A 19,283-nucleotide genomic window follows, 5' to 3' on the forward strand; every position below is an offset into this window, starting at 1 on the left:
TAATCTATTATTTAATTATGTGTAAAACGGCATCGTGGATAATTAGAACAACCTAAGAAACTGCCGTATCTTCCTTTTCGCTCAACCAAATTGCCACCACACTTCGGACATTTACCATTGGCTATCGCCATATCTCTATTTTGCTGAACTGTCTGCACATTACGGATATGGCTTTCTCGACTGCCTTCAGTGGTGATATTTGCCGAAGATATTTTACTCACGATTCTCTGAATATCTTCTTGTGAAATACATTGTGTCCTATATGACTTGATGGCTGAACGCAAGTTGCACCAATTTATCACTATATGGTTAGGTGTAGTAATATTCAGCTCTGCACTATCTGCAAATACGACAATGGGGATAATGGGAAAATCACCGACCTCTTTCAATATCGCTTTGACGGCTCTTGCGTGAGCCGCATTTTGGCGAATAGGATTCCTAAGTTTATGCTGTTCACTTGACCAACCCCAAAATCTCTTTTTGCCAAGCAGACTCTGTTTCCACTCTTCCGAGTTCTCATGTCCGAATATCCAACCTTTATAATTCTTCGTTTCGATTACAAAGATTCCGTATGGCGAAACTACGATGTGATCTATCTGCGTTGTCCCATAACTTGTAGGCAATAATATATCATTAAGCGTGAGGTACTCCTTCGAGAGCCAATCCAGCTTTCGAGCCACACGCTTTTCTCCGAACTTGCCTATATTCTTGGGCGAAGACATCCAAATCTTAAATGCCACAAGTAGGACAAATATGCAGATGATTATTATTGAACTCATTATATTATGCTTTATACACTGCAAAGGTAGTCCGTTTTTTACGAATGAAAGACAGAAAGGGCTACAAAAAGTGTATGTAGCGTGAAAATCCCGCTTCACTCGCAAAGTCCCTTCAAGAAGTTAACTCGGAGGGACAATACCTCCACGTTCAAGCCGAGGGTTTTCGGGCAAAAAATTCTCTGCGATAATTTTTCACCCGAAAAAACGCTCCGGTATCGCCGTCCGAGTTGAGACAGAGGTTGGGACTTAGCAAGCGAAGCGACCTACGACGCATAGTACAACAGGTCAAAAATCCATTGCGGTAAGATATGCCGCATCTCTATTCTCAACCTGACTGCCATATCTATATTTCATTATAAGGTCTATCAACCACCGCCATCTTTTTAAGCCCCGATTTTTTAAGTGGGACAAAAGCAGCTCAGCTCTCAACTCTGCATATTACAAAAGTTATTTCTTTTCGGTCATACCACCGCTTTTTTCTCGCACCTTTTTTTGCCTTTGTTTTTCGCTCCTTTCGCCCCCGTTTCAGTGTGGAGCGTTTTCCCTCTTTTCACCCTTGTTTTGCCCTTTTCGTGTCTTCGCTTTCCTACCTGCTATGACAAGTGATGACACCTTATGACTTGTATAGTCTAACGGCTTAAATGTCAATGTTTTATCAAAATTTGCTATATATATTTGCAGCGACAACATTAGTTATTAACGCTAAAAACTCACAGTTATGGCAAAGAAAAATGTAAGGGATGCCCCCTCAAAAACACAAGTCACCGAGAACCCGCAGATGAGCGACATCGTGCTGGTCTTAGACAAGATGGAACTGCTCATTCAGGCGGTATCCGAAATCAACAAGAACGGCAAGTATTCCACCGTGCCGGCAGACAAAGAGCATCAGAACTCCTTTCTCAAGATTGACCGCTATGCGACCTTCTTCGAGAACTTCCTCAAGAACTTCTGGAGTCAGCTGAAAGACCCTACACACTTCGGTCTTTTCACGATGAAGGAGGAGGAGTTCGACAAACCCGAAGTCAAGCAAGCCATCGAAGACCTTGCCGAAGGTAAGAAAACAAAAGCAGTGGAAGAGTTTCTCAAGAAGTATGAGATAACCCCCAAAAACCAAACAGAACAAAGTATTAACAATCAAAATTCAGAAGAAATGGCAAAGAAAAATCAAACCCAGCAGCCCGTCGTTGAAGCTAACGACCAGCAGCAGAACAATCAGTATCGTTACAACGAGTCTATGATCAACTGGGACCAGTTGAAGAACTTCGGACTCTCGCGTGAGTATCTTCAGGAGCGAGGACTTCTCGACTCTATGCTCAAAGGCTACAAGACCAACCAGCTTGTACCTATCAACCTTAACTTCGGCTCTGCCGTACTGCGTACCGACGCGCGCCTGTCGTTGCAGCAATCCAACACAGGTGAGGTGGTACTCGCCATCCACGGTATCCGCAAGCAACCCGAATTGGAGCGTCCTTACTTTGGACACATCTTCTCGGAAGAGGACAAGAAGAACCTCCTCGAAACAGGCAATATGGGACGAGTGGTGGAACTCAAAGGTCGCAACGGAGAGTATATCCCATCGTTCATCAGCCTTGACAAGATGACCAACGAGGTGGTGGCCATGCGTGCCGAGAATGTCTATATCCCTAACGAGATTAAGGGCGTGCAACTCACCGACCAGGAGAAGAACGACCTGCGTGAGGGCAAGAAGGTCTATATCGAGGGTATGACCGCCAAGTCGGGCAACGAGTTCAACGCCCACATTCAGGTAAGTGCCGAGCGTAGAGGTATCGACTTCATCTTCGAGAACGACCGCATCTTCAACCGTACCGCCCTCGGTGGTGTGGAGCTTACCAAGCAGCAGATTGAAGACCTCAATGCAGGCAAGGCAATCTTCGTGGAGGATATGCAGCGTAAGGATGGCGAACTCTTCTCATCGTATGTGAAACTCGATGAGGCGACAGGACGACCTAACTACACACGCTACAATCCCGACTCGCCCGAGGGTGCAAGAGAAATCTACATCCCGAAGGAGATAGGCGGTGTGAAACTTACCGCTGAGGAGCAGAAAGACCTGCGTGAGGGTCGTGCCATCTTCCTCAATGATATGGTGAACAACCGTGGCGAGGAGTTCTCTTCGTTCATCAAGGCAGACCTTGAGACGGGACGACTGATGTACTCACGCACTCCCGATGGCTTTGAGGAGCGTGCCAAGTTCGAGATTCCGAAGGAGATCTTCGGTGCCAAGCTCTCCGGTCAGCAGCGTGCCGACCTTCAGAGTGGCAAGTCGGTACTTGTGGAGGGAATGAAGGGCTTCGATGGCAAGAGCATCTCGCAGTATGTCAAGCTGAACTCCAACCAGAACAAGCTGGACTTCTACAACGAGAATCCCGACCGAAACCGCAACGCCTCACAGCGCAATGTGGTAGCCGAGAAGCAGGAGAAGCGTCAATCAAAGGGACAGAGCATCTAATCCGTAGTGGGACAAGTCAAATCAATGTATAACTCTAAAATGAATTTTAAGATGAACGATAAGAATAAAACACCTTTCAAGGTGGAAGATGTAAATTGGGACGAACTTTCAGGAATCGGTATCCTCAAGGATGAACTCGAACAGGCCGGAGAGCTTGAGACACTGATCCGAGGCGAGAAGACAGGTGTCGTATCGCTGAGCCTTGTACTCCTCGGTGTAGATGTGGTGATGGATGCCACTTTGCAGCTTGTACGCAAGAACGACTCTCCGCTGCTCGAAATCATCGGTATCAACCCCACGCAGTAACACGATTCCATTACTAACCTGACAGCCGTTTCCCGCACCATAATCGGGACGGGAGACGGCTTCTTTAATTCCCGAATAATTATGATAGCAATTATAGCAGAAAAGCCGAGCGTAGGTCAGGACATCGCCCGCGTCATCGGTGCAACAGAGAAGAAGGATGGTTATATGGCAGGCAACGGGTATCTTGTAACCTGGGCATTGGGACACCTCGTTTCCCTCGCCATGCCATCGGCTTATGGCTACGGTAAGGCTTCGCACGAGGATTTGCCTATGCTCCCCGAACCGTTCCAGCTTGTGGTAAGACAGATCAAGACCGACAGAGGTATGGTAACGGACATCAGTGCCGCCAAGCAACTCAAGGTCATTGACGAGGTATTCAGCAAGTGTGACAGCATCATCGTGGCAACGGATGCTGGGCGTGAGGGTGAGCTTATCTTCCGATACATCTACCACTACCTCGGATATACCAAGCCCTTCAAGCGTCTTTGGATCTCCTCACTCACGGACGAGGCTATCCGTGTAGGTATGAGCAACCTCAAGGATGGCGAGGCTTACGATAGTCTCTACCACGCTGCCGACTGCCGTGCCAAGGCTGATTGGCTCGTGGGTATGAATGCCAGCCGTGCATTGGCTTTGGCTTCAGGTATGCCGAACAACTCCCTCGGACGAGTGCAGACACCCACGCTGGCGATGATATGCAGCCGCTACAAGGAGAACCGCGACTTCGTTTCCACACCTTATTGGCAACTGCACATCACCCTTGAACGCTTGGGCGAGTTCCGTCAGTTCGCCCATATCGAGGACTTCAAGAGCAAGGAGCAGGCAGAGGCGGCACACACACGATTCTCGCCCGACTCAATGGCACTCATCACAAAGGTGGAGCGCAAGCGTACCTACCAACAGGCACCGTTACTTTACGACCTTACCACCTTGCAGAAGGATTGCAATACGCATCACGATATGAGTGCGGAGAAGACTCTTTCTGTGGCACAGGCTCTCTATGAGAAGAAGTATATCTCATATCCGAGAACAGGTAGCAGATATATCTCGCATGACCTGATGGAGCAGGTCTATGACTCTCTTTGGAAGATTGCCACTATGCCCGAGTTCAAGGAGTATGGCAAGCGTTTCGACTTTGAGCATCTGAATATGCGTAGTGTAGATGATGACAAGGTAACGGATCACCACGCACTCATCATCACAGGTGTAGAGCCTGAGGAGTTGAACGCCCACGAGCAGATTGTCTATACGATGATTGCAGGGCGTATGCTTGAAGCGTTCTCGCCACGCTGCGAGAAGGAGTCACTGGTAATGGAGGCGACCGCCGAGGATATGAAGTTCCGTTCACGCTCTACTACCATCGTCAATCCGGGCTGGCGTGCTGTCTTTGCCCGCAAGGAGGATGCCGAGAAGGACGAGACAGAAGCCAACAAGGGTACGGCACGCTTCGCCGAGGGTGAGCATATACCCGTTACGGGCTATGGCACGGCACAGCGTAAGACAATGCCCAAGCCGCTCTATACCGAAGCGACACTCCTTGCCGCTATGGAGACTTGCGGTAGGAACATCACCGATGAGAAGGCAAAAGAGGCGATGAAAGAACTGGGTATCGGAACACCAGCCACACGAGCCGCCATCATCACGACACTCTTCAAGCGTGACTATATCGAGCGTTCAGGCAAGGCACTTGTACCTACCGAGAAGGGACTCTACATCTACGAGGCGGTAAAGGATATGCAGGTTGCCAACGTGGAGCTGACAGGCAGTTGGGAGAAAACACTCCTACAAATAGAGCAGCATACTTTGGAGACACGCTCCTTTATGCATTCCATCGAGAGTTTTACCTCGCAGGTTACACGCGAGGTACTCGGACTGAAGTTCCCTGCACCCAAACAGCGTACCATTCCTTGCCCCAAATGCGGTACAGGCAAAGTGATGATACGCCCGAAGGTCGCCAAGTGCGACAATCCTGATTGCGGTCTGCTTGTATTCCGCAAGGTGCTGAACAAGGAACTTAACGAGCAGCATCTGGAACAGTTGCTCTCATCGGGAGCGACCAAGCTGATCAAGGGATTCAAGGGAAAGAAAGGTAACTCCTTCGATGCCGCCGTAGCCTTTGACGATGAGTTCAATGTAACGCTGGCATTTCCTGAAAAGAAGAGAGATAAGAAAAGATGATGTCAGTCATCCCAATTCGTAGGCAAAGGTAGTGAACCGCCCTCATTCCACCCCGCAAGGTCGTGCCGCAGGCGGTTTCGGCAAAAATCATCCTCGCACAGCTGCGGTATTTTTACCGAAAACCTTGCCGGTGGAGGCGTTTCACATCCAAGCCCACGAAATCGGGAACGACTGTTCCCACTAAATAATATAGGATATGAAAACAAATGACCCAATCGTAAGAAAGAGAATGAAGTGGATAGGCATGATACTGTTAGCCGTAGTAGCAGCATTAGGTTTCAGCTATCTCTATACACGAGGTGTATCACCCGTATGGGCTGCGGTAGCCATCATATGTTTCCCTGGCTTCTTCCGATTTATATACAAGATTGCCTGCATCGTAATGGCAGCACTGATACTCTTTGCCATACTCAGTTTCTTGGTCTTCTAACTCTTAAAGCAATGAAAAGGTCTTGTCATCGACATACACCATATAAGCAGATATATTGCGATATGGGTTGTGGGAGCTGTCCTTCTCGGACGGCTCTTTTTGTAGGTGGACGATTCAAGTATGAGGATAAGAATGAAGAGAAGGAAAGAGAAAATACCAGCCATTGGCAAGCCGATGAACTACAGGGCAAAGTTGGCCAATGCTTCTTATCGGACAGCAAGGTCGGGCCACAGGTGGTTTCGGAGAAAATCATCCTCGCCGTGCTGCGGTATTTTCCCCGAAAACCTTGCCTTACCGGAAGCATTAGCCTTAACGCCCTCGTAGTTCAACGGACTGCCAAAGTCCGAGTATTAACCATATAATAAAAGATAAAGCTATGAATCAAGCAATCATCGCAAGTGTACCGATGGCACCGATGCAGATGCCTGTGGTACGTAGAAGAAGAGTAAAGGTCACTGAACCTGAAATCAAGTTGCCGCCAAGAGGCTCACGAGGTCCGGTACATATATCGGAGCTGCTCAATCCCATTCTGGAGATAAGCAAGCATCCTGACCGTAACAGACTGCTTGCAGAGTTCTTCAACCAGTGAACATCACAAGAAAATAATTCAGTATTAACATTAAATCATAAAGTTATGTTTTTCACATCAATTTCACAGATGATGACCGAGAGCGTAGATCTTACGCTCGTCATCCGCAAAGCGAACGGACAGCTTACTGTATCAACATTGCCGAAGGCCAACGGACTTAAAGATGAGGCAGCAAACCACATCATTCCGCTGACACTAACGGGCACTCCCGAAGAGATGGATGCAGAGTTCCTGCAACACATCATGCAGCCTATACGCAAGGCTACGGGGCTTATCTCCAATTTGATGGAGTTCGAGAAGCAGGCAGACAAGGCCGCTGCCAACAGTAAGGCGGCAAAGGATGCCAAGGCTAAGGAGACCAAGGAGGAGAAGGAGAAGCGTGAGAAGTACGAGAAGCATATGAAGAAGGCCGAGGAGTTTATCACTGCCAAGAATCATAAGGATGCCATCACCGCACTCCAACAGGCTCGTATGTATGCCACTGCCGACAAGCAGAAGGAGGTAGATGAGAAGATTGCCGCACAGAAGAAGGCGATGAACCAAGGCTCGCTCTTCGAGATGATGGAAGAGACTCCTGCACCGGCTCCACAAGTGGCACAACCGCAGAATGTGGCACCGCAACCTGCACAGCAGCCTATCCAGCCGCAGGCAGCACCACGACAGATGCCGCCACAGCCACAACAGACTGTAATGCGTCCCGTGCAGCAGCCGATACAGCGACCTGTTCAGCAACCTCCACAGCCTCAGTATGGCGGGCAGCCTATGTTCACCGTGCCACAAGGCGGTTATCCTCCTCAAAATGTAGGACAGCAGCATCCTCACTATCCGCAGGGTGAGATTCCGATGTTCCCACATCATGAAGAGCCTCCTATGCCTGAAGAGTTACAGCAGGCATATATGCACGAAGGTCCTGCATACCGCCCCGAGGATTATGAGGAATATCCCGACTTCCCTCAGTCAATGTTAGAAAATCATTATTCACAGGCATACGCCCAAACAGTTTAAGACTATGGCACTTTTAAGAAACGAAATACAGCGATCATTCACCTTTAAGAAAGGTACAGAGATGATTACACTTCCTGATCCCAATCCGAACGACTCTCCGGAGAGTGTGATGAGCTTCTACTCGAACATCTATCCGGAACTGACAACAGCAACCGTACACGGCCCGACCATCAAGGATGACAAGGCTGTATATGAGTTCAAGACAACCATCGGAACAAAAGGATGATAACTATGAGTAAGGACACTAAAAAGAAGAAGTCATGCAGACCATTGGACGAACATCAGTCGGAACAGCTCGCAAGAATGATAATCGCATCGACCAAGCGGGAGGTACGATACGGTGTGACAAGAGTAGAGAGAGTTACGGCGCCAACGGGTGCCGTAATTCTTTTCTAAAGACACCTATTCTCCCCATAGCACCGCAGACTATTATGAGGGAGAGCTATTGCGGAAATAGTTATAACCTAATCACGCAGGAGAATTACGAATACCTGCGTGATTCTTATTTCCGCTATGCCGAACTGATGAATGTAAAGGCGGAGCATACACCCGGCCGAACTATCGGTGAAGGTATTGTCAATCTCTACAATGAGATGAACGACCTCGTAAATAAAAGCGGCATGTATCTCAACCTTGAAGATGACAATGGCTGTCTATACTTCAATGTGTGGAACACACATACTTGGGGTGAGTACACACTGTACTACTTCCCTGTAAAGTTCGTGGAGGAACTGAATCCCACACTCAGACGCATTGTCATCACATTCTATCATAATTTTATGAAAGAGAACGGTATAACCACTATCAACGATGAGGATGATATGGACTGGGCTATGGATATGCTGACTGAAGGCTGCTATGAGGATGAAGATGCCAAAGAGAGGCGAGCGAGGGAAAAGCTCGTGAAATCATACAAGGATGGCAGAGCATATAAACTCCTCGACAGGGTGTGGCGAAAGTCCTACTACAAGAACCTGCCGAAAGCCATAGAAGAATATGAGTGTAAGAATGGCTTTGAACAAGGTCTTATCGAACTGCTGAGAAGAGGACTTGAGTTCATAAAGACGGATAAAGCCATCATGTACTATGGCTATGACCCGTTCTATGACGAGGAGCCCGATTATCTGCCGATGACACTCGAACAGCAGATAAGAGTTGTCTATGACAGCGATGATATAATGACGGAACACCTTATCGACTTCTATAATTTGAATTAGTCAAGACTTAATCTGACAGTTACGCATAAAAAGAGTAGATTTGTAACATAAAAGCAGATTAAGTTATGACCACATCAGAAAAAGTCATCAAGAACAAACTGGGACTGCTTGAGCTGTCCCAACAGTTGGGAAACGTGTCACGAGCCTGCAAGATTATGGGATACAGCCGTGACAGTTTTTATCGTTTCAAGGAACTGTACGAGCAGGGCGGAGAACTGGCCCTGCAGGAGATTTCCCGTAAAAAGCCGGTGATAAAGAACCGCGTGGAGGAGCGCATAGAGCAGGCTGTAGTGCAGATGGCCATAGCCAACCCGGCTTTGGGACAAGTACGCGTATCCAACGAGCTGCGCAAGAAAGGCATACTCGTATCTCCCGGAGGAGTGCGCTCCATCTGGCTCAGGCATGACATGGAGACCTTCCAGAAACGCCTGAAGGCACTTTCGACCAAGGTGGAGCAGGAAGGCATCGTGCTTGACGAGAACCAGGTGGCCGCGCTGGAAAAAGCCAAGGCGGAGAAACAGGCACACGGGGAAATAGAGACTTATTATCCAGGCTTCCTTGTGGCGCAGGACACCTATTATGTAGGGTATATCAAAGGCGTGGGGCACATTTACCAGCAGACGGTCATCGACACCTATTCCAAAATCGGATTCGCCAAACTTTACGACAGGAAGAACGCGCTCGTGGCGGCGGACATGCTCAATGACAGGGTGGTTCCGTTCTTCGAGCAGCATGACCTGAAACTGATGAGGATGCTCACGGACAGGGGAACCGAATACTGCGGAAACAGGGAAACACATGAATACGAACTGTATCTGGCCATCGAGGACATAGACCATTCCAAGATCAAGGCCAAGAGCCCGCAGACAAACGGCATCTGTGAACGCTTCAACAGGACTGTCCAGAACGAATTCTACGCCATCGCTTTCAGGAAGAAGATATACACCTCGATAGAACAACTGCAGGCAGACCTTGACACTTGGATGAACTCCTATAACACGCAAAGGACGCACTCCGGGAAATACTGTTTCGGGAAAACACCCATGCAGACTTTCCTCGAAGGAATGGAGGTGGCAAGGAGATATCAATTGCAGGATGCAGGGAAAATACAACCTGATGAGCAGGTTATTGGCTCACCAGGTTGTGAGAGTGAGAATAGTTGCGTATCTTCGCAGATGGCATCGGACACTTTTTTTGCCCGATAGTATAGAAAATGTCAGAACAAGTCTTGACTATTACATATAATTCCTCCCGTCAGGAGTCATACGATATTATTCCTGCATCAACCTTTGCCGTCTCTCCAAAGACCGACAAGGTTTTTACACTTGAAGATACCTATCCTGAAAGGTTTTTCAAGTGGGCAGATGATTTTATTCACTACATACGATAATCACTATGGATACAAACAAACTTACCAAGCAGATAAATACGATGCTGCACCCACGTGCGGCATTGATAGCATACTCCACAGATGGAGGAGATACATACTTCCTTGAAGTAAGGAGCATAGATAATGAGGGAGCCATGAGCGAAGGCCGTCCCGTAACGGTGGACTTCATCAACGAACTTATCAAGGGATATTCCGAGAGGCACAGCAGCACACCGCATGGTCGCATCCCGACAAATATGCTATGGAGTGATACCCGCAAGGGCTACGAGAAATATGTCTGGTATAACCCGCCACAAAAGCGTATGATGTTCTTCAAGGAGTCGCTACATATTGAGAATGCCGAGTACAACCTGCCAGGTGTCATCTATGAGGTGCGGGATGAGCGTATGAACATCTACGCATACATAGACAAGGAACTGAAGCCCGAAACGGAACTCTACGCTGCTCCGTTCTTCAATGTCACAGGGTCAAGCGTCTGTCTCGGCTCGGCAAAGATTGACAAGCCGACAGAGATTACCTACGACAAATTACTTGAGTACTGGGAGAAGAAGTTCTGGCTTACAGAGTTCTCACACCTCGGAGGTAACGGAAATCCCACAAAGAGCAACCTTGTACTGGTAACAAAGGCAGCAAAAGATGCTCCCTTCAACATTGAAGAGTTAAAGCCTCTAAAGAATTTGAAACTTAAAGATATACTACGATGAAAAGAGTACATTATACCGACAGCTATCTGCTCGTACCACAACACCCCGTAACGGTAAACCTTATAGGTGGTGGCGGTACAGGTTCGCAAGTATTGACAAACCTTGCACGATTGGATGTAACACTTCGTGCCCTCGGACATCCGGGACTATTCGTAACGCTATACGATCCCGATATTGTAACTGAAGCCAACATAGGACGACAACTCTTCGGGTATTCCGACTTGGGGCTGAATAAGGCGAATTGCCTGATAACACGCATCAACAACTTCTTCGGGAATGACTGGAAGGCAGTGCCGGCACTCTATCCCTCCAATATGAAAGATGTACGACAGGAACATCTTGCCAATATAACCATAACCTGTACGGACAATATAAAGTCGAGAATAGACCTCTGGAATGTACTCAAAGCATTGCCACAGTACAATTATACAAACTATCAGACACCTCTGTATTGGCTTGACTTCGGCAACACGCAAACATCGGGACAGGTCGTATTGGGTAGTATCCCGAAAAAGATAAAGCAACCCACTTCTCAAATTTACCAGACCGTACCGTCATTAAAGGTCATCACAAAGTTGGTAAAGTATGCCCGAATCAAGGAAGATGACTCCGGTCCGAGCTGTTCACTTGCCGAGGCATTGGAGAAACAGGACCTGTTCATCAACTCCACATTAGCTCAGCTCGGCTGCAATATCCTCTGGAAGATGTTCCGACACGGTATGATAGAGCATCACGGACTCTATCTAAACCTTGCGACAATGAAGGTCAATCCGATAATGGTATAATCAATAGTAGCTGTCATATTCACACAAATATGATGGCTTTTTTTATGCTATTGCCCACTTTTATAACAATATAGCCAACACTTTTAGCGTTTTATATTACATCACAGCCTTGAATAGCTATTAAAAAATGATAAAGTCACCTTAATTTTTTGCTTTATTAGTAATTTTGCGCTCCAAGGCATATATGATAAACTGTTCGGACTAACCCGAGCCTTAAATATAGGACGCAATGAAGATTCAAAGAAAGTTAGCCTTAGGCTATACTATTATTGTCGCCCTAATTGGTGGTATCGTATATACGTACCTGCACGAGTGGCGACAGATGAACAGATTGGAGCGTGAAGTGAAAGAGATTCACCGACTCCGACAAAATGTACATGAAGCATACGTGCATATGCTCGACCTCACGATGTTCGGTGAGACGATCCTCGAATGGGAGGAGGCAGACACCGCACTCTACCGTGCCAAACGCATGGAGGTCGACAGCATTCTCTGCGAGTTCAAGAACTACTATTCGGGAGAACGAATAGATAGTCTGCGGCATCTGATGGCAGAGAAGGAAATCCAACTATTCAATATCTCCCAACTCTTTGAAAAACAGGTTGAACTTGGCGAAGAACTTGCCGAGCGTGTCCCCGTCATCGCTTATGAGAGTACGCAGGAGCCCCCGAAGAAGAAAGGTGGTTTCTTGGGACTCTTCAAGAAAAAGGAGAAGACTCCGCCTCAATCCACAACTTCCACGAAACTCTACACCCTCAATCGTGATGTCATCAGGAAACAGTCCGAGCAGAGCAGGCAACTATCCGAAACGGCAGATAGTCTGGCACAGCGTAATCTCAACATCAACCAACGTCTGAAGAGTCTAATTGCTGCAATGGATGAGCGTGTCACGACAGACCTGCAAGAGCGTGAGCAACAGATCATTGAGACCCGTGAACGGACAAAAGTATGGTTGGGAGGTATAACAGCCTTCATCTTCCTTGCTCTGCTGCTCTCATACATCGTAATTATGCGTGACTACGGGCGTAAAGAGCGTGGTCGCCGCAAATTGGAGGCAAGCAACCGCAAAAATGCCGAGTTGCTTGAAATGCGTAACAAGATCATCATGACCATATCGCACGATATCCGTGGCCCGCTCAACGGTATCAGCGGTAACGCAGAGCTGGCTATGGATATGAGGGACAAGAAGAGACGCAACCACAAGCTCAGGAACATTACCATTCTATGCAAGCATGTCCTGCACTGTAATAGTCAAGACTTGTTCTGACATTTTCTATACTATCGGGCAAAAAAAGTGTCCGATGCCATCTGCGAAGATACGCAACTATTCTCACTCTCACAACCTGGTGAGCCAATAACCTGCTCATCAGGTTGTATTTTCCCTGCATCCTGCAATTGATATCTCCTTGCCACCTCCATTCCTTCGAGGAAAGTCTGCATGGGTGTTTTCCCGAAACAGTATTTCCCGGAGTGCGTCCTTTGCGTGTTATAGGAGTTCATCCAAGTGTCAAGGTCTGCCTGCAGTTGTTCTATCGAGGTGTATATCTTCTTCCTGAAAGCGATGGCGTAGAATTCGTTCTGGACAGTCCTGTTGAAGCGTTCACAGATGCCGTTTGTCTGCGGGCTCTTGGCCTTGATCTTGGAATGGTCTATGTCCTCGATGGCCAGATACAGTTCGTATTCATGTGTTTCCCTGTTTCCGCAGTATTCGGTTCCCCTGTCCGTGAGCATCCTCATCAGTTTCAGGTCATGCTGCTCGAAGAACGGAACCACCCTGTCATTGAGCATGTCCGCCGCCACGAGCGCGTTCTTCCTGTCGTAAAGTTTGGCGAATCCGATTTTGGAATAGGTGTCGATGACCGTCTGCTGGTAAATGTGCCCCACGCCTTTGATATACCCTACATAATAGGTGTCCTGCGCCACAAGGAAGCCTGGATAATAAGTCTCTATTTCCCCGTGTGCCTGTTTCTCCGCCTTGGCTTTTTCCAGCGCGGCCACCTGGTTCTCGTCAAGCACGATGCCTTCCTGCTCCACCTTGGTCGAAAGTGCCTTCAGGCGTTTCTGGAAGGTCTCCATGTCATGCCTGAGCCAGATGGAGCGCACTCCTCCGGGAGATACGAGTATGCCTTTCTTGCGCAGCTCGTTGGATACGCGTACTTGTCCCAAAGCCGGGTTGGCTATGGCCATCTGCACTACAGCCTGCTCTATGCGCTCCTCCACGCGGTTCTTTATCACCGGCTTTTTACGGGAAATCTCCTGCAGGGCCAGTTCTCCGCCCTGCTCGTACAGTTCCTTGAAACGATAAAAACTGTCACGGCTGTATCCCATAATCTTGCAGGCTCGTGACACGTTTCCCAACTGTTGGGACAGCTCAAGCAGTCCCAGTTTGTTCTTGATGACTTTTTCTGATGTGGTCATAACTTAATCTGCTTTTATGTTACAAATCTACTCTTTTTATGCGTAACTGTCAGATTAAGTCTTGACTAATTCACTACATTGAACAATGAGAGGTTTCTGACTGATGAGGAACTCTCCAAGATACTCAGAGTGAGCCGCCGCACATTGCAGGAGTATCGCTCGGCAGGTGCAATACCTTACTACCTTGTTCAGGGCAAAGCTCTTTACAAGGAGTCTGAGATTGAAAAGATTCTCAATGATTCCCATAAACGCTGCGTAGAGGAACAGCGATGGGTATGACCCTAAACAATAGCAACGACCCCGATTTGAGGCCGTTGCTATTGTTTTTATTATACTGTTGTCCGCTTCCATTTGATACATCTCTCAAACTTCAGACCCTCATCTGCGAGTTCTATCTTCTTGTCTGCTGTAACCTCACGCAAGCGTTTCATATCCTCATCAACCTTCTTATCCGTAACATGGGCATAAATCTGTGTGGTGGTGATGGAGGTATGTCCCATCATCTTACTTACCGTCTCAATAGGTACACCCAGCGATAAAGTAATATGCGTTCCGAAATTATGACGAGCTTTGTGGTAGGTAATATGAAAGCCATACACCTCACTCAACTCCTGCATTAGCATTGACATATAGTTTCGGTCCCAGGTATTGAATACCTTATCACTTTGCCGCTCATGCTTGTACTTTTCGATAATCCGAAGTGGTATATCCAACAGACGAATAGATGATAGTGTGTCAGTCTTCTTACGCTTGATGTGTATCCACCAGCTGCCATCTTCTGCCTGTGTTATATCGTTCACGGATAACCGTCTTAAATCAGCGTATGCCAATCCTGTAAAAGTCGAGAAGATAAACCAATCGCGTACCCGTTGCAATTGAGGCTTATCTACAGGCGTTGACATCAAGGTTTTAAGATCCTCCAACTTCATATGTCGGCTCTTGCGCTTAGGCAACGGTGGATGTAGTCGACAGTAAGGATCTCTACGCAAAGTGCCTTGACTGACGGCTCGCATTGTCATCTTTTTCAGTCTATACAAATGTTCGTGTACCGTCTTGGGACTTAGACGACAATCGCTTTGCAGGAATATCTCAAAGTCGTCATAGAACACCTTGTCAAGGCTTCGCAATGTGACATCTTCCACACCTCGTTTCTCCTGAATAAACGCTGCAAGGTGCTTGTATGAGCGTTGATAACAATCGTAGGTCTCCTTGATTCTATCCATGCCAACACGCTTCTTGAACTCCTCGTTATGTTCACGGAAGAGGGCAAGCAATGTTACAGGCTTTTGGCCGATACCCTTGACTGCGTTCTTGACAAGTTCTGCGGTAACAAAGCCTAAACTCTTCTTGATATGATTATAGTGTTCGGTTATCCCCTTGGTAAGTTCGTCAATGGCTCTGTTTACCGTTACGGCATTTTCGCTACGACCATCGGCACGACCCTTATCGGGATTCCAGATAGAAGGATTCACCGATACTTTCGTACCGATTTGTTCCCATTCAGCATCAATGCTAACTTTACACAATAGTTGGCACATACCATCCTTGCGTACTTTCGTGCGGTTGATGTAGAACAATATGGCGAAGGTACTGCGACGCTTCGTGTTCTGATTCTCTGTATTCTTGTCTGTTCTCATATTTAGTCGTTTTAATGGTTTCAAATGGCGATTGTAAAGCGTTCACTAATCTTGCTGTCGAGCCTTTTAGTGTCAGCATCAATCTTTTCATCGGTTACTTTGGCATAAATCTGAGTGGTATCCACCCGTGTATGTCCCAGCATCTTGCTGACCGTTTCCAATGGTACACCATGCGAGAGAGTAATCTCTGTAGCGTATGTATGTCTGGCCGCATGAAAGACGATTCTACGGTTGATACCGCATATTGCGGCAATCTTTTTTAGGGAAAGATTTACGTCTGAATTGCTGTACATAGGCAACAGCTTTCCATTGGGCTCTACATCACGATACTTATTAAGTATATGTAAGGGAACCTCAAGGAGCGGAACCTCATACTCGACCTTGGTCTTTTTACGGGAGGTCCGTATCCAGAGCGTGCCGTTTTCATCCGTTACCAAATCTTCTTTGGTCAACATACACATATCTCCATAAGATATTCCGGTGTAGCAGGAGAACAAGAATAAATCTCTGACGATGTAAAGTCTTGCATTATGCAATGGTGTTGTCATAATCAACTCTAATTCCTCTGCCGTGAGATACTTCTGTTCACGCTGTGGGCGTTCAGGCTCGTAACCCCAGAATGGATTGAAAGTAAGAATACCATCTGCTACGGCTTCATTGATAATGGTTCTAAAAGAGGTTGTAAGATGGACTATCGTACCAAGAGCCAAATGGCAGTCTGTTCGTAAGTGAAGATCATATTTCTCAATAAACGAACGATCGAGTGCCGTAAAGGGAATATCTGTCAGTTTGTATTTCTCATTGAGGAATTTCTCTACATGCATATAGGCATACTTGTAAGCACGAAGAGAACCTGCGACACGATTCACACCTACACGTTTCTCGAAGTTCTTGATAAAGGCGCGGAAATAACTCATCAAGGTCTGCTGCCCCGAAGCCATACCCAAAAGCAGGCACTTGACATCTTCGGCACTTACTCCTTCTCGTATTGCCGATTGTTCTTGATAGATATGTAGAGCCGAGGCTCTGATCTCGTCTAACTGACGGTTGATTTCGCGTGCTGCGACACTCTTGCCCGTAGCACGACCTGAGTGCCACATTGTATGTGGCACAGACATCTTAACGCTGAATGCCGCTTCTGAATACTTGCCGACATTCAACCTTGCCATTACGGGGCAGTTCCCTTTGGCATCTGCTTCGCTCTTTTTGAGGTAGAACGACACCTTTACATCTGCCTGATTCATAACTCATTTCTTTGGTTGCAAAAATAAATTTTACAGAGTTAATGAACGGCATGTAGAACATAGCGGAACAAGGCAACAAGTACTTGACAATTAATCTCATTCCCGTATTTTTCTTCCAACGAGAAAAAATGATTACCTTTTTCAGTGCAATGATAGAAAAAACAAGCGTTCTTTGTGGCTGTTGTAGGGTATGTGCAAGAGATTAAAGATGCTGTTTCTACCAACTTTCCCTTCCATAAAAAGGCAACGAATAGGTAGCATTTCTTTCTCTAATACCCACCATATACGGCTCCTTCTGCCGAAATTAACAATATGGTGAGGTAACACAAAAATGGTATATGTACCAACCACTTATCAAATTTCACCCTTATCCTGCCATTATTACGCAAGTTCTTCGTATATTTGCAGAATATAGGATGCGGTTCGGCATAGTCAAACCTGAAAACTTCGTTTTCGTTTGCCTCTGCACTCACCTTTTTGTATCTTTGCCATGTCATATTAGAGTTTTGCTTGTCTTCTTTTCGCAACACTAAGGTAAGTGAAAATTCTGACATGGCAAAATCCTGGGCAACTTTTTGTTGCTCAGGCACTTATAAATAATGTTAAACTATAGCGTTGCGGAATTAAGGATAAATAAGAATTTAGGAGATAATATAAATGGAAAAATACAACAATTGGAAACTTAAGTTTTATACAATATGGGCAGGGCAGGCAGTATCATTAATCACTAGTGCCATCCTGCAAATGGCGATTATTTTTTACCTTACAGAAAAAACAGGATCTGCGATGGTCTTGTCTATGGCTTCACTTGTAGGTTTTTTACCCTATGCGGTCTTTGGACCAGCCATTGGTGTATTAGTGGATCGTCATGATAGGAAGAAGATAATGATTGGTGCTGATTTAATTATCGCAGCAGCTGGGGCCGTGCTAGCTATTGTTGCATTGTATATGGAGTTACCTATCTGGATGGTTATGGTAGTATTGTTCATCCGTAGCATTGGAACAGCTTTTCATACCCCGGCTCTCAATGCGGTTACTCCACTTTTAGTACCAGAAGAACAGCTTACGAAATGTGCAGGCTATAGTCAGTCTTTGCAGTCTATAAGCTATATTGTTAGTCCGGCGGTTGCAGCACTTTTATACTCCGTTTGGGAACTAAATGCTATTATTGCCATCGATGTATTGGGTGCTGTGATTGCATCTATTACGGTAGCAATTGTACGTATTCCTAAGCTAGGTGATCAAGTGCAAAGTTTGAAACCAAATTTCATAAGAGAAATGAAAGAAGGAATGGCTGTACTACGGCAAAATAAAGGATTATTTGCTTTATTACTCGTTGGAACATTATATATGTTTGTTTATATGCCCATAAATGCATTATATCCTTTAATCACTATGGAATATTTTAATGGTACACCGATGCATATTTCTATTACGGAGATTGCTTATGCCTCTGGTATGTTGATAGGGGGTCTATTATTAGGGTTATTTGGGAATTACCAAAAGCGAATCTTATTAATAACGGCATCAATTTTTATGATGGGGATAAGCTTAACCATTTCAGGATTACTTCCTCAAAGTGGATTTTTCATATTTGTAGTCTGCTGTGCAATAATGGGGCTTTCGGTTCCGTTTTACAGCGGTGTGCAAACAGCTCTTTTTCAGGAGAAAATTAAGCCTGAATATTTAGGACGTGTATTTTCTTTAACTGGAAGTATCATGTCTCTTGTTATGCCAATTGGGTTAATTCTTTCTGGATTCTTTGCTGATAGAATCGATGTAAATCATTGGTTTTTACTATCAGGTATTTTAATTATTTGCATTGCAATAGTTTGCCCAATGATAACTGAGATTAGAAAATTAGATGCAAAATAAAATAAAGGGCGTGTTCGTATGATAGACAATATTATTCAATCAGTGACAGAAAAATTATCCTCTTTGCCTTATATAGAAACATAAATGCTATTAGACCACTTGAAGTTACGGTCATAAATCAAAAGGATGTTGTCCCTTGGAAATTTCCTCCTAAACATGAATTTATGTATGGTGAGTGGCTAAGGGAGCAGTTTGATAAGGGAGCAATTCCTGAGCCAACTTATGATCCCGATTTAGCAATTCTTTTATCTCAATT

General features: G+C 46.1%; 18 protein-coding genes and 2 pseudogenes. 15 read left to right on the top strand and 5 right to left on the bottom strand.

Annotation, left to right across the window (positions count from 1 at the left end; genetic code table 11):
- Window positions 1-11: 11 nt before the first annotated feature.
- Window positions 12-740, bottom strand: coding sequence for an NERD domain-containing protein (locus ABGT65_RS14270; RefSeq protein WP_346703017.1), 729 nt, complete (start codon window positions 738-740; stop codon window positions 12-14).
- 757 nt (window positions 741-1,497) lie between these two features.
- Between ABGT65_RS14270 and ABGT65_RS14275 the strand changes: the two genes are divergently transcribed.
- The 12 genes from ABGT65_RS14275 (at window position 1,498) to ABGT65_RS14330 (ending at window position 13,120) form a co-directional block, all read left to right on the top strand.
- Window positions 1,498-3,249: a DUF3945 domain-containing protein gene (locus tag ABGT65_RS14275; protein ID WP_057327222.1), complete on the top strand. Its 1,752-nt coding sequence runs from the start codon at window positions 1,498-1,500 to the stop codon at window positions 3,247-3,249.
- Between the two features lie 51 nt (window positions 3,250-3,300).
- Entirely contained in the window at window positions 3,301-3,555 is a 255-nt protein-coding gene (locus ABGT65_RS14280; RefSeq protein WP_202192082.1) for a DUF4099 domain-containing protein, read from the top strand.
- Window positions 3,556-3,636: 81 nt separating this feature from the next.
- The gene (locus tag ABGT65_RS14285) at window positions 3,637-5,733 is read left to right on the top strand and encodes a DNA topoisomerase (protein ID WP_346703018.1); all 2,097 of its coding nucleotides are present in this window, start codon (window positions 3,637-3,639) and stop codon (window positions 5,731-5,733) included.
- 196 nt (window positions 5,734-5,929) lie between these two features.
- A complete protein-coding gene (locus ABGT65_RS14290) occupies window positions 5,930-6,163 on the top strand; it encodes a hypothetical protein (protein WP_346703019.1) in 234 nt (77 codons plus the stop codon).
- Window positions 6,164-6,539: 376 nt separating this feature from the next.
- On the top strand, window positions 6,540-6,752 hold the full coding sequence (locus ABGT65_RS14295) for a hypothetical protein (RefSeq protein ID WP_202192080.1): 213 nt from the start codon (window positions 6,540-6,542) through the stop codon (window positions 6,750-6,752).
- 45 nt (window positions 6,753-6,797) lie between these two features.
- Window positions 6,798-7,757, top strand: a complete 960-nt coding sequence (locus ABGT65_RS14300; RefSeq protein ID WP_346703020.1) for a PRTRC system protein E — start codon at window positions 6,798-6,800, stop codon at window positions 7,755-7,757.
- Window positions 7,758-7,761: 4 nt separating this feature from the next.
- Window positions 7,762-7,983 (top strand): PRTRC system protein C, encoded by a 222-nt coding sequence (locus tag ABGT65_RS14305; RefSeq protein WP_346703021.1) that lies wholly within the window; start codon window positions 7,762-7,764, stop codon window positions 7,981-7,983.
- Window positions 7,984-8,017: 34 nt separating this feature from the next.
- Window positions 8,018-8,974, top strand: a complete 957-nt coding sequence (locus ABGT65_RS14310; RefSeq protein WP_346703022.1) for a hypothetical protein — start codon at window positions 8,018-8,020, stop codon at window positions 8,972-8,974.
- Window positions 8,975-9,039: 65 nt separating this feature from the next.
- Complete coding sequence (locus ABGT65_RS14315) at window positions 9,040-10,179, top strand: IS481 family transposase (protein ID WP_346699178.1); 1,140 nt, start codon at window positions 9,040-9,042, stop codon at window positions 10,177-10,179.
- 190 nt (window positions 10,180-10,369) lie between these two features.
- Window positions 10,370-11,068, top strand: a complete 699-nt coding sequence (locus tag ABGT65_RS14320; RefSeq protein WP_057327229.1) for a prokaryotic E2 ligase family D protein — start codon at window positions 10,370-10,372, stop codon at window positions 11,066-11,068.
- Window positions 11,065-11,853 carry a PRTRC system ThiF family protein gene (locus ABGT65_RS14325; RefSeq protein ID WP_202192078.1) on the top strand — a complete coding sequence of 263 codons (789 nt, stop codon included), beginning with the start codon at window positions 11,065-11,067 and terminating at the stop codon, window positions 11,851-11,853. Before ABGT65_RS14320 ends, ABGT65_RS14325 begins: the two co-directional genes overlap by 4 nt.
- Window positions 11,854-12,082: 229 nt before the next feature.
- On the top strand, window positions 12,083-13,120 hold the full coding sequence (locus tag ABGT65_RS14330) for a hypothetical protein (RefSeq protein ID WP_346703023.1): 1,038 nt from the start codon (window positions 12,083-12,085) through the stop codon (window positions 13,118-13,120).
- An 11-nt stretch (window positions 13,121-13,131) separates the two neighbouring features.
- Here ABGT65_RS14330 and ABGT65_RS14335 read toward each other — a convergent pair whose 3' ends face one another.
- Entirely contained in the window at window positions 13,132-14,271 is a 1,140-nt protein-coding gene (locus ABGT65_RS14335) for an IS481 family transposase (RefSeq protein ID WP_346699178.1), read from the bottom strand.
- Window positions 14,272-14,352: 81 nt separating this feature from the next.
- Between ABGT65_RS14335 and ABGT65_RS14340 the strand changes: the two are divergent.
- Window positions 14,353-14,550 (top strand): annotated as a pseudogene (locus ABGT65_RS14340) (helix-turn-helix domain-containing protein); the annotation flags it as partial.
- 50 nt (window positions 14,551-14,600) lie between these two features.
- On the opposite strand, the gene ABGT65_RS14345 reads toward ABGT65_RS14340, so the two are convergent.
- The 3 genes from ABGT65_RS14345 to ABGT65_RS14355 all read right to left on the bottom strand — a co-directional run bounded on the left by ABGT65_RS14345 (window position 14,601) and on the right by ABGT65_RS14355 (window position 17,742).
- On the bottom strand, window positions 14,601-15,908 hold the full coding sequence (locus ABGT65_RS14345) for a site-specific integrase (RefSeq protein ID WP_202192075.1): 1,308 nt from the start codon (window positions 15,906-15,908) through the stop codon (window positions 14,601-14,603).
- A gap of 20 nt (window positions 15,909-15,928) precedes the next feature.
- Complete coding sequence (locus ABGT65_RS14350) at window positions 15,929-17,152, bottom strand: site-specific integrase (RefSeq protein WP_057327237.1); 1,224 nt, start codon at window positions 17,150-17,152, stop codon at window positions 15,929-15,931.
- A gap of 269 nt (window positions 17,153-17,421) precedes the next feature.
- On the bottom strand, window positions 17,422-17,742 hold the full coding sequence (locus ABGT65_RS14355; RefSeq protein WP_346703024.1) for a hypothetical protein: 321 nt from the start codon (window positions 17,740-17,742) through the stop codon (window positions 17,422-17,424).
- A gap of 67 nt (window positions 17,743-17,809) precedes the next feature.
- Here ABGT65_RS14355 and mef(A) point away from each other — a divergent pair, with 67 nt between their 5' ends.
- Both mef(A) and ABGT65_RS14365 read left to right on the top strand, forming a co-directional pair.
- Window positions 17,810-19,027: a macrolide efflux MFS transporter Mef(A) gene (gene mef(A) / locus ABGT65_RS14360; protein ID WP_074560477.1), complete on the top strand. Its 1,218-nt coding sequence runs from the start codon at window positions 17,810-17,812 to the stop codon at window positions 19,025-19,027.
- Window positions 19,028-19,104: 77 nt separating this feature from the next.
- Window positions 19,105-19,281 (top strand): annotated as a pseudogene (locus ABGT65_RS14365) (aminoglycoside nucleotidyltransferase ANT9); the annotation flags it as partial.
- Between the last annotated feature and the right edge of the window lie 2 nt (window positions 19,282-19,283).

Source organism: uncultured Alistipes sp., from assembly GCF_963931675.1.
Classification (GTDB): domain Bacteria; phylum Bacteroidota; class Bacteroidia; order Bacteroidales; family Rikenellaceae; genus Alistipes.

Bases quoted from the DNA above. Each gene is read 5' to 3' on its own strand.
- ABGT65_RS14275 (WP_057327222.1), top strand. From the start codon at position 1,498: ATGGCAAAGAAAAATGTAAGGGATGCCCCCTCAAAAACACAAGTCACC.
- ABGT65_RS14280 (WP_202192082.1), top strand. From the start codon at position 3,301: ATGAACGATAAGAATAAAACACCTTTCAAGGTGGAAGATGTAAATTGG.
- ABGT65_RS14285 (WP_346703018.1), top strand. From the start codon at position 3,637: ATGATAGCAATTATAGCAGAAAAGCCGAGCGTAGGTCAGGACATCGCC.
- ABGT65_RS14290 (WP_346703019.1), top strand. From the start codon at position 5,930: ATGAAAACAAATGACCCAATCGTAAGAAAGAGAATGAAGTGGATAGGC.
- ABGT65_RS14295 (WP_202192080.1), top strand. From the start codon at position 6,540: ATGAATCAAGCAATCATCGCAAGTGTACCGATGGCACCGATGCAGATG.
- ABGT65_RS14300 (WP_346703020.1), top strand. From the start codon at position 6,798: ATGTTTTTCACATCAATTTCACAGATGATGACCGAGAGCGTAGATCTT.
- ABGT65_RS14305 (WP_346703021.1), top strand. From the start codon at position 7,762: ATGGCACTTTTAAGAAACGAAATACAGCGATCATTCACCTTTAAGAAA.
- ABGT65_RS14310 (WP_346703022.1), top strand. From the start codon at position 8,018: ATGCAGACCATTGGACGAACATCAGTCGGAACAGCTCGCAAGAATGAT.
- ABGT65_RS14315 (WP_346699178.1), top strand. From the start codon at position 9,040: ATGACCACATCAGAAAAAGTCATCAAGAACAAACTGGGACTGCTTGAG.
- ABGT65_RS14320 (WP_057327229.1), top strand. From the start codon at position 10,370: ATGGATACAAACAAACTTACCAAGCAGATAAATACGATGCTGCACCCA.
- ABGT65_RS14325 (WP_202192078.1), top strand. From the start codon at position 11,065: ATGAAAAGAGTACATTATACCGACAGCTATCTGCTCGTACCACAACAC.
- ABGT65_RS14330 (WP_346703023.1), top strand. From the start codon at position 12,083: ATGAAGATTCAAAGAAAGTTAGCCTTAGGCTATACTATTATTGTCGCC.
- ABGT65_RS14335 (WP_346699178.1), bottom strand. From the start codon at position 14,271: ATGACCACATCAGAAAAAGTCATCAAGAACAAACTGGGACTGCTTGAG.
- ABGT65_RS14345 (WP_202192075.1), bottom strand. From the start codon at position 15,908: ATGAGAACAGACAAGAATACAGAGAATCAGAACACGAAGCGTCGCAGT.
- ABGT65_RS14350 (WP_057327237.1), bottom strand. From the start codon at position 17,152: ATGAATCAGGCAGATGTAAAGGTGTCGTTCTACCTCAAAAAGAGCGAA.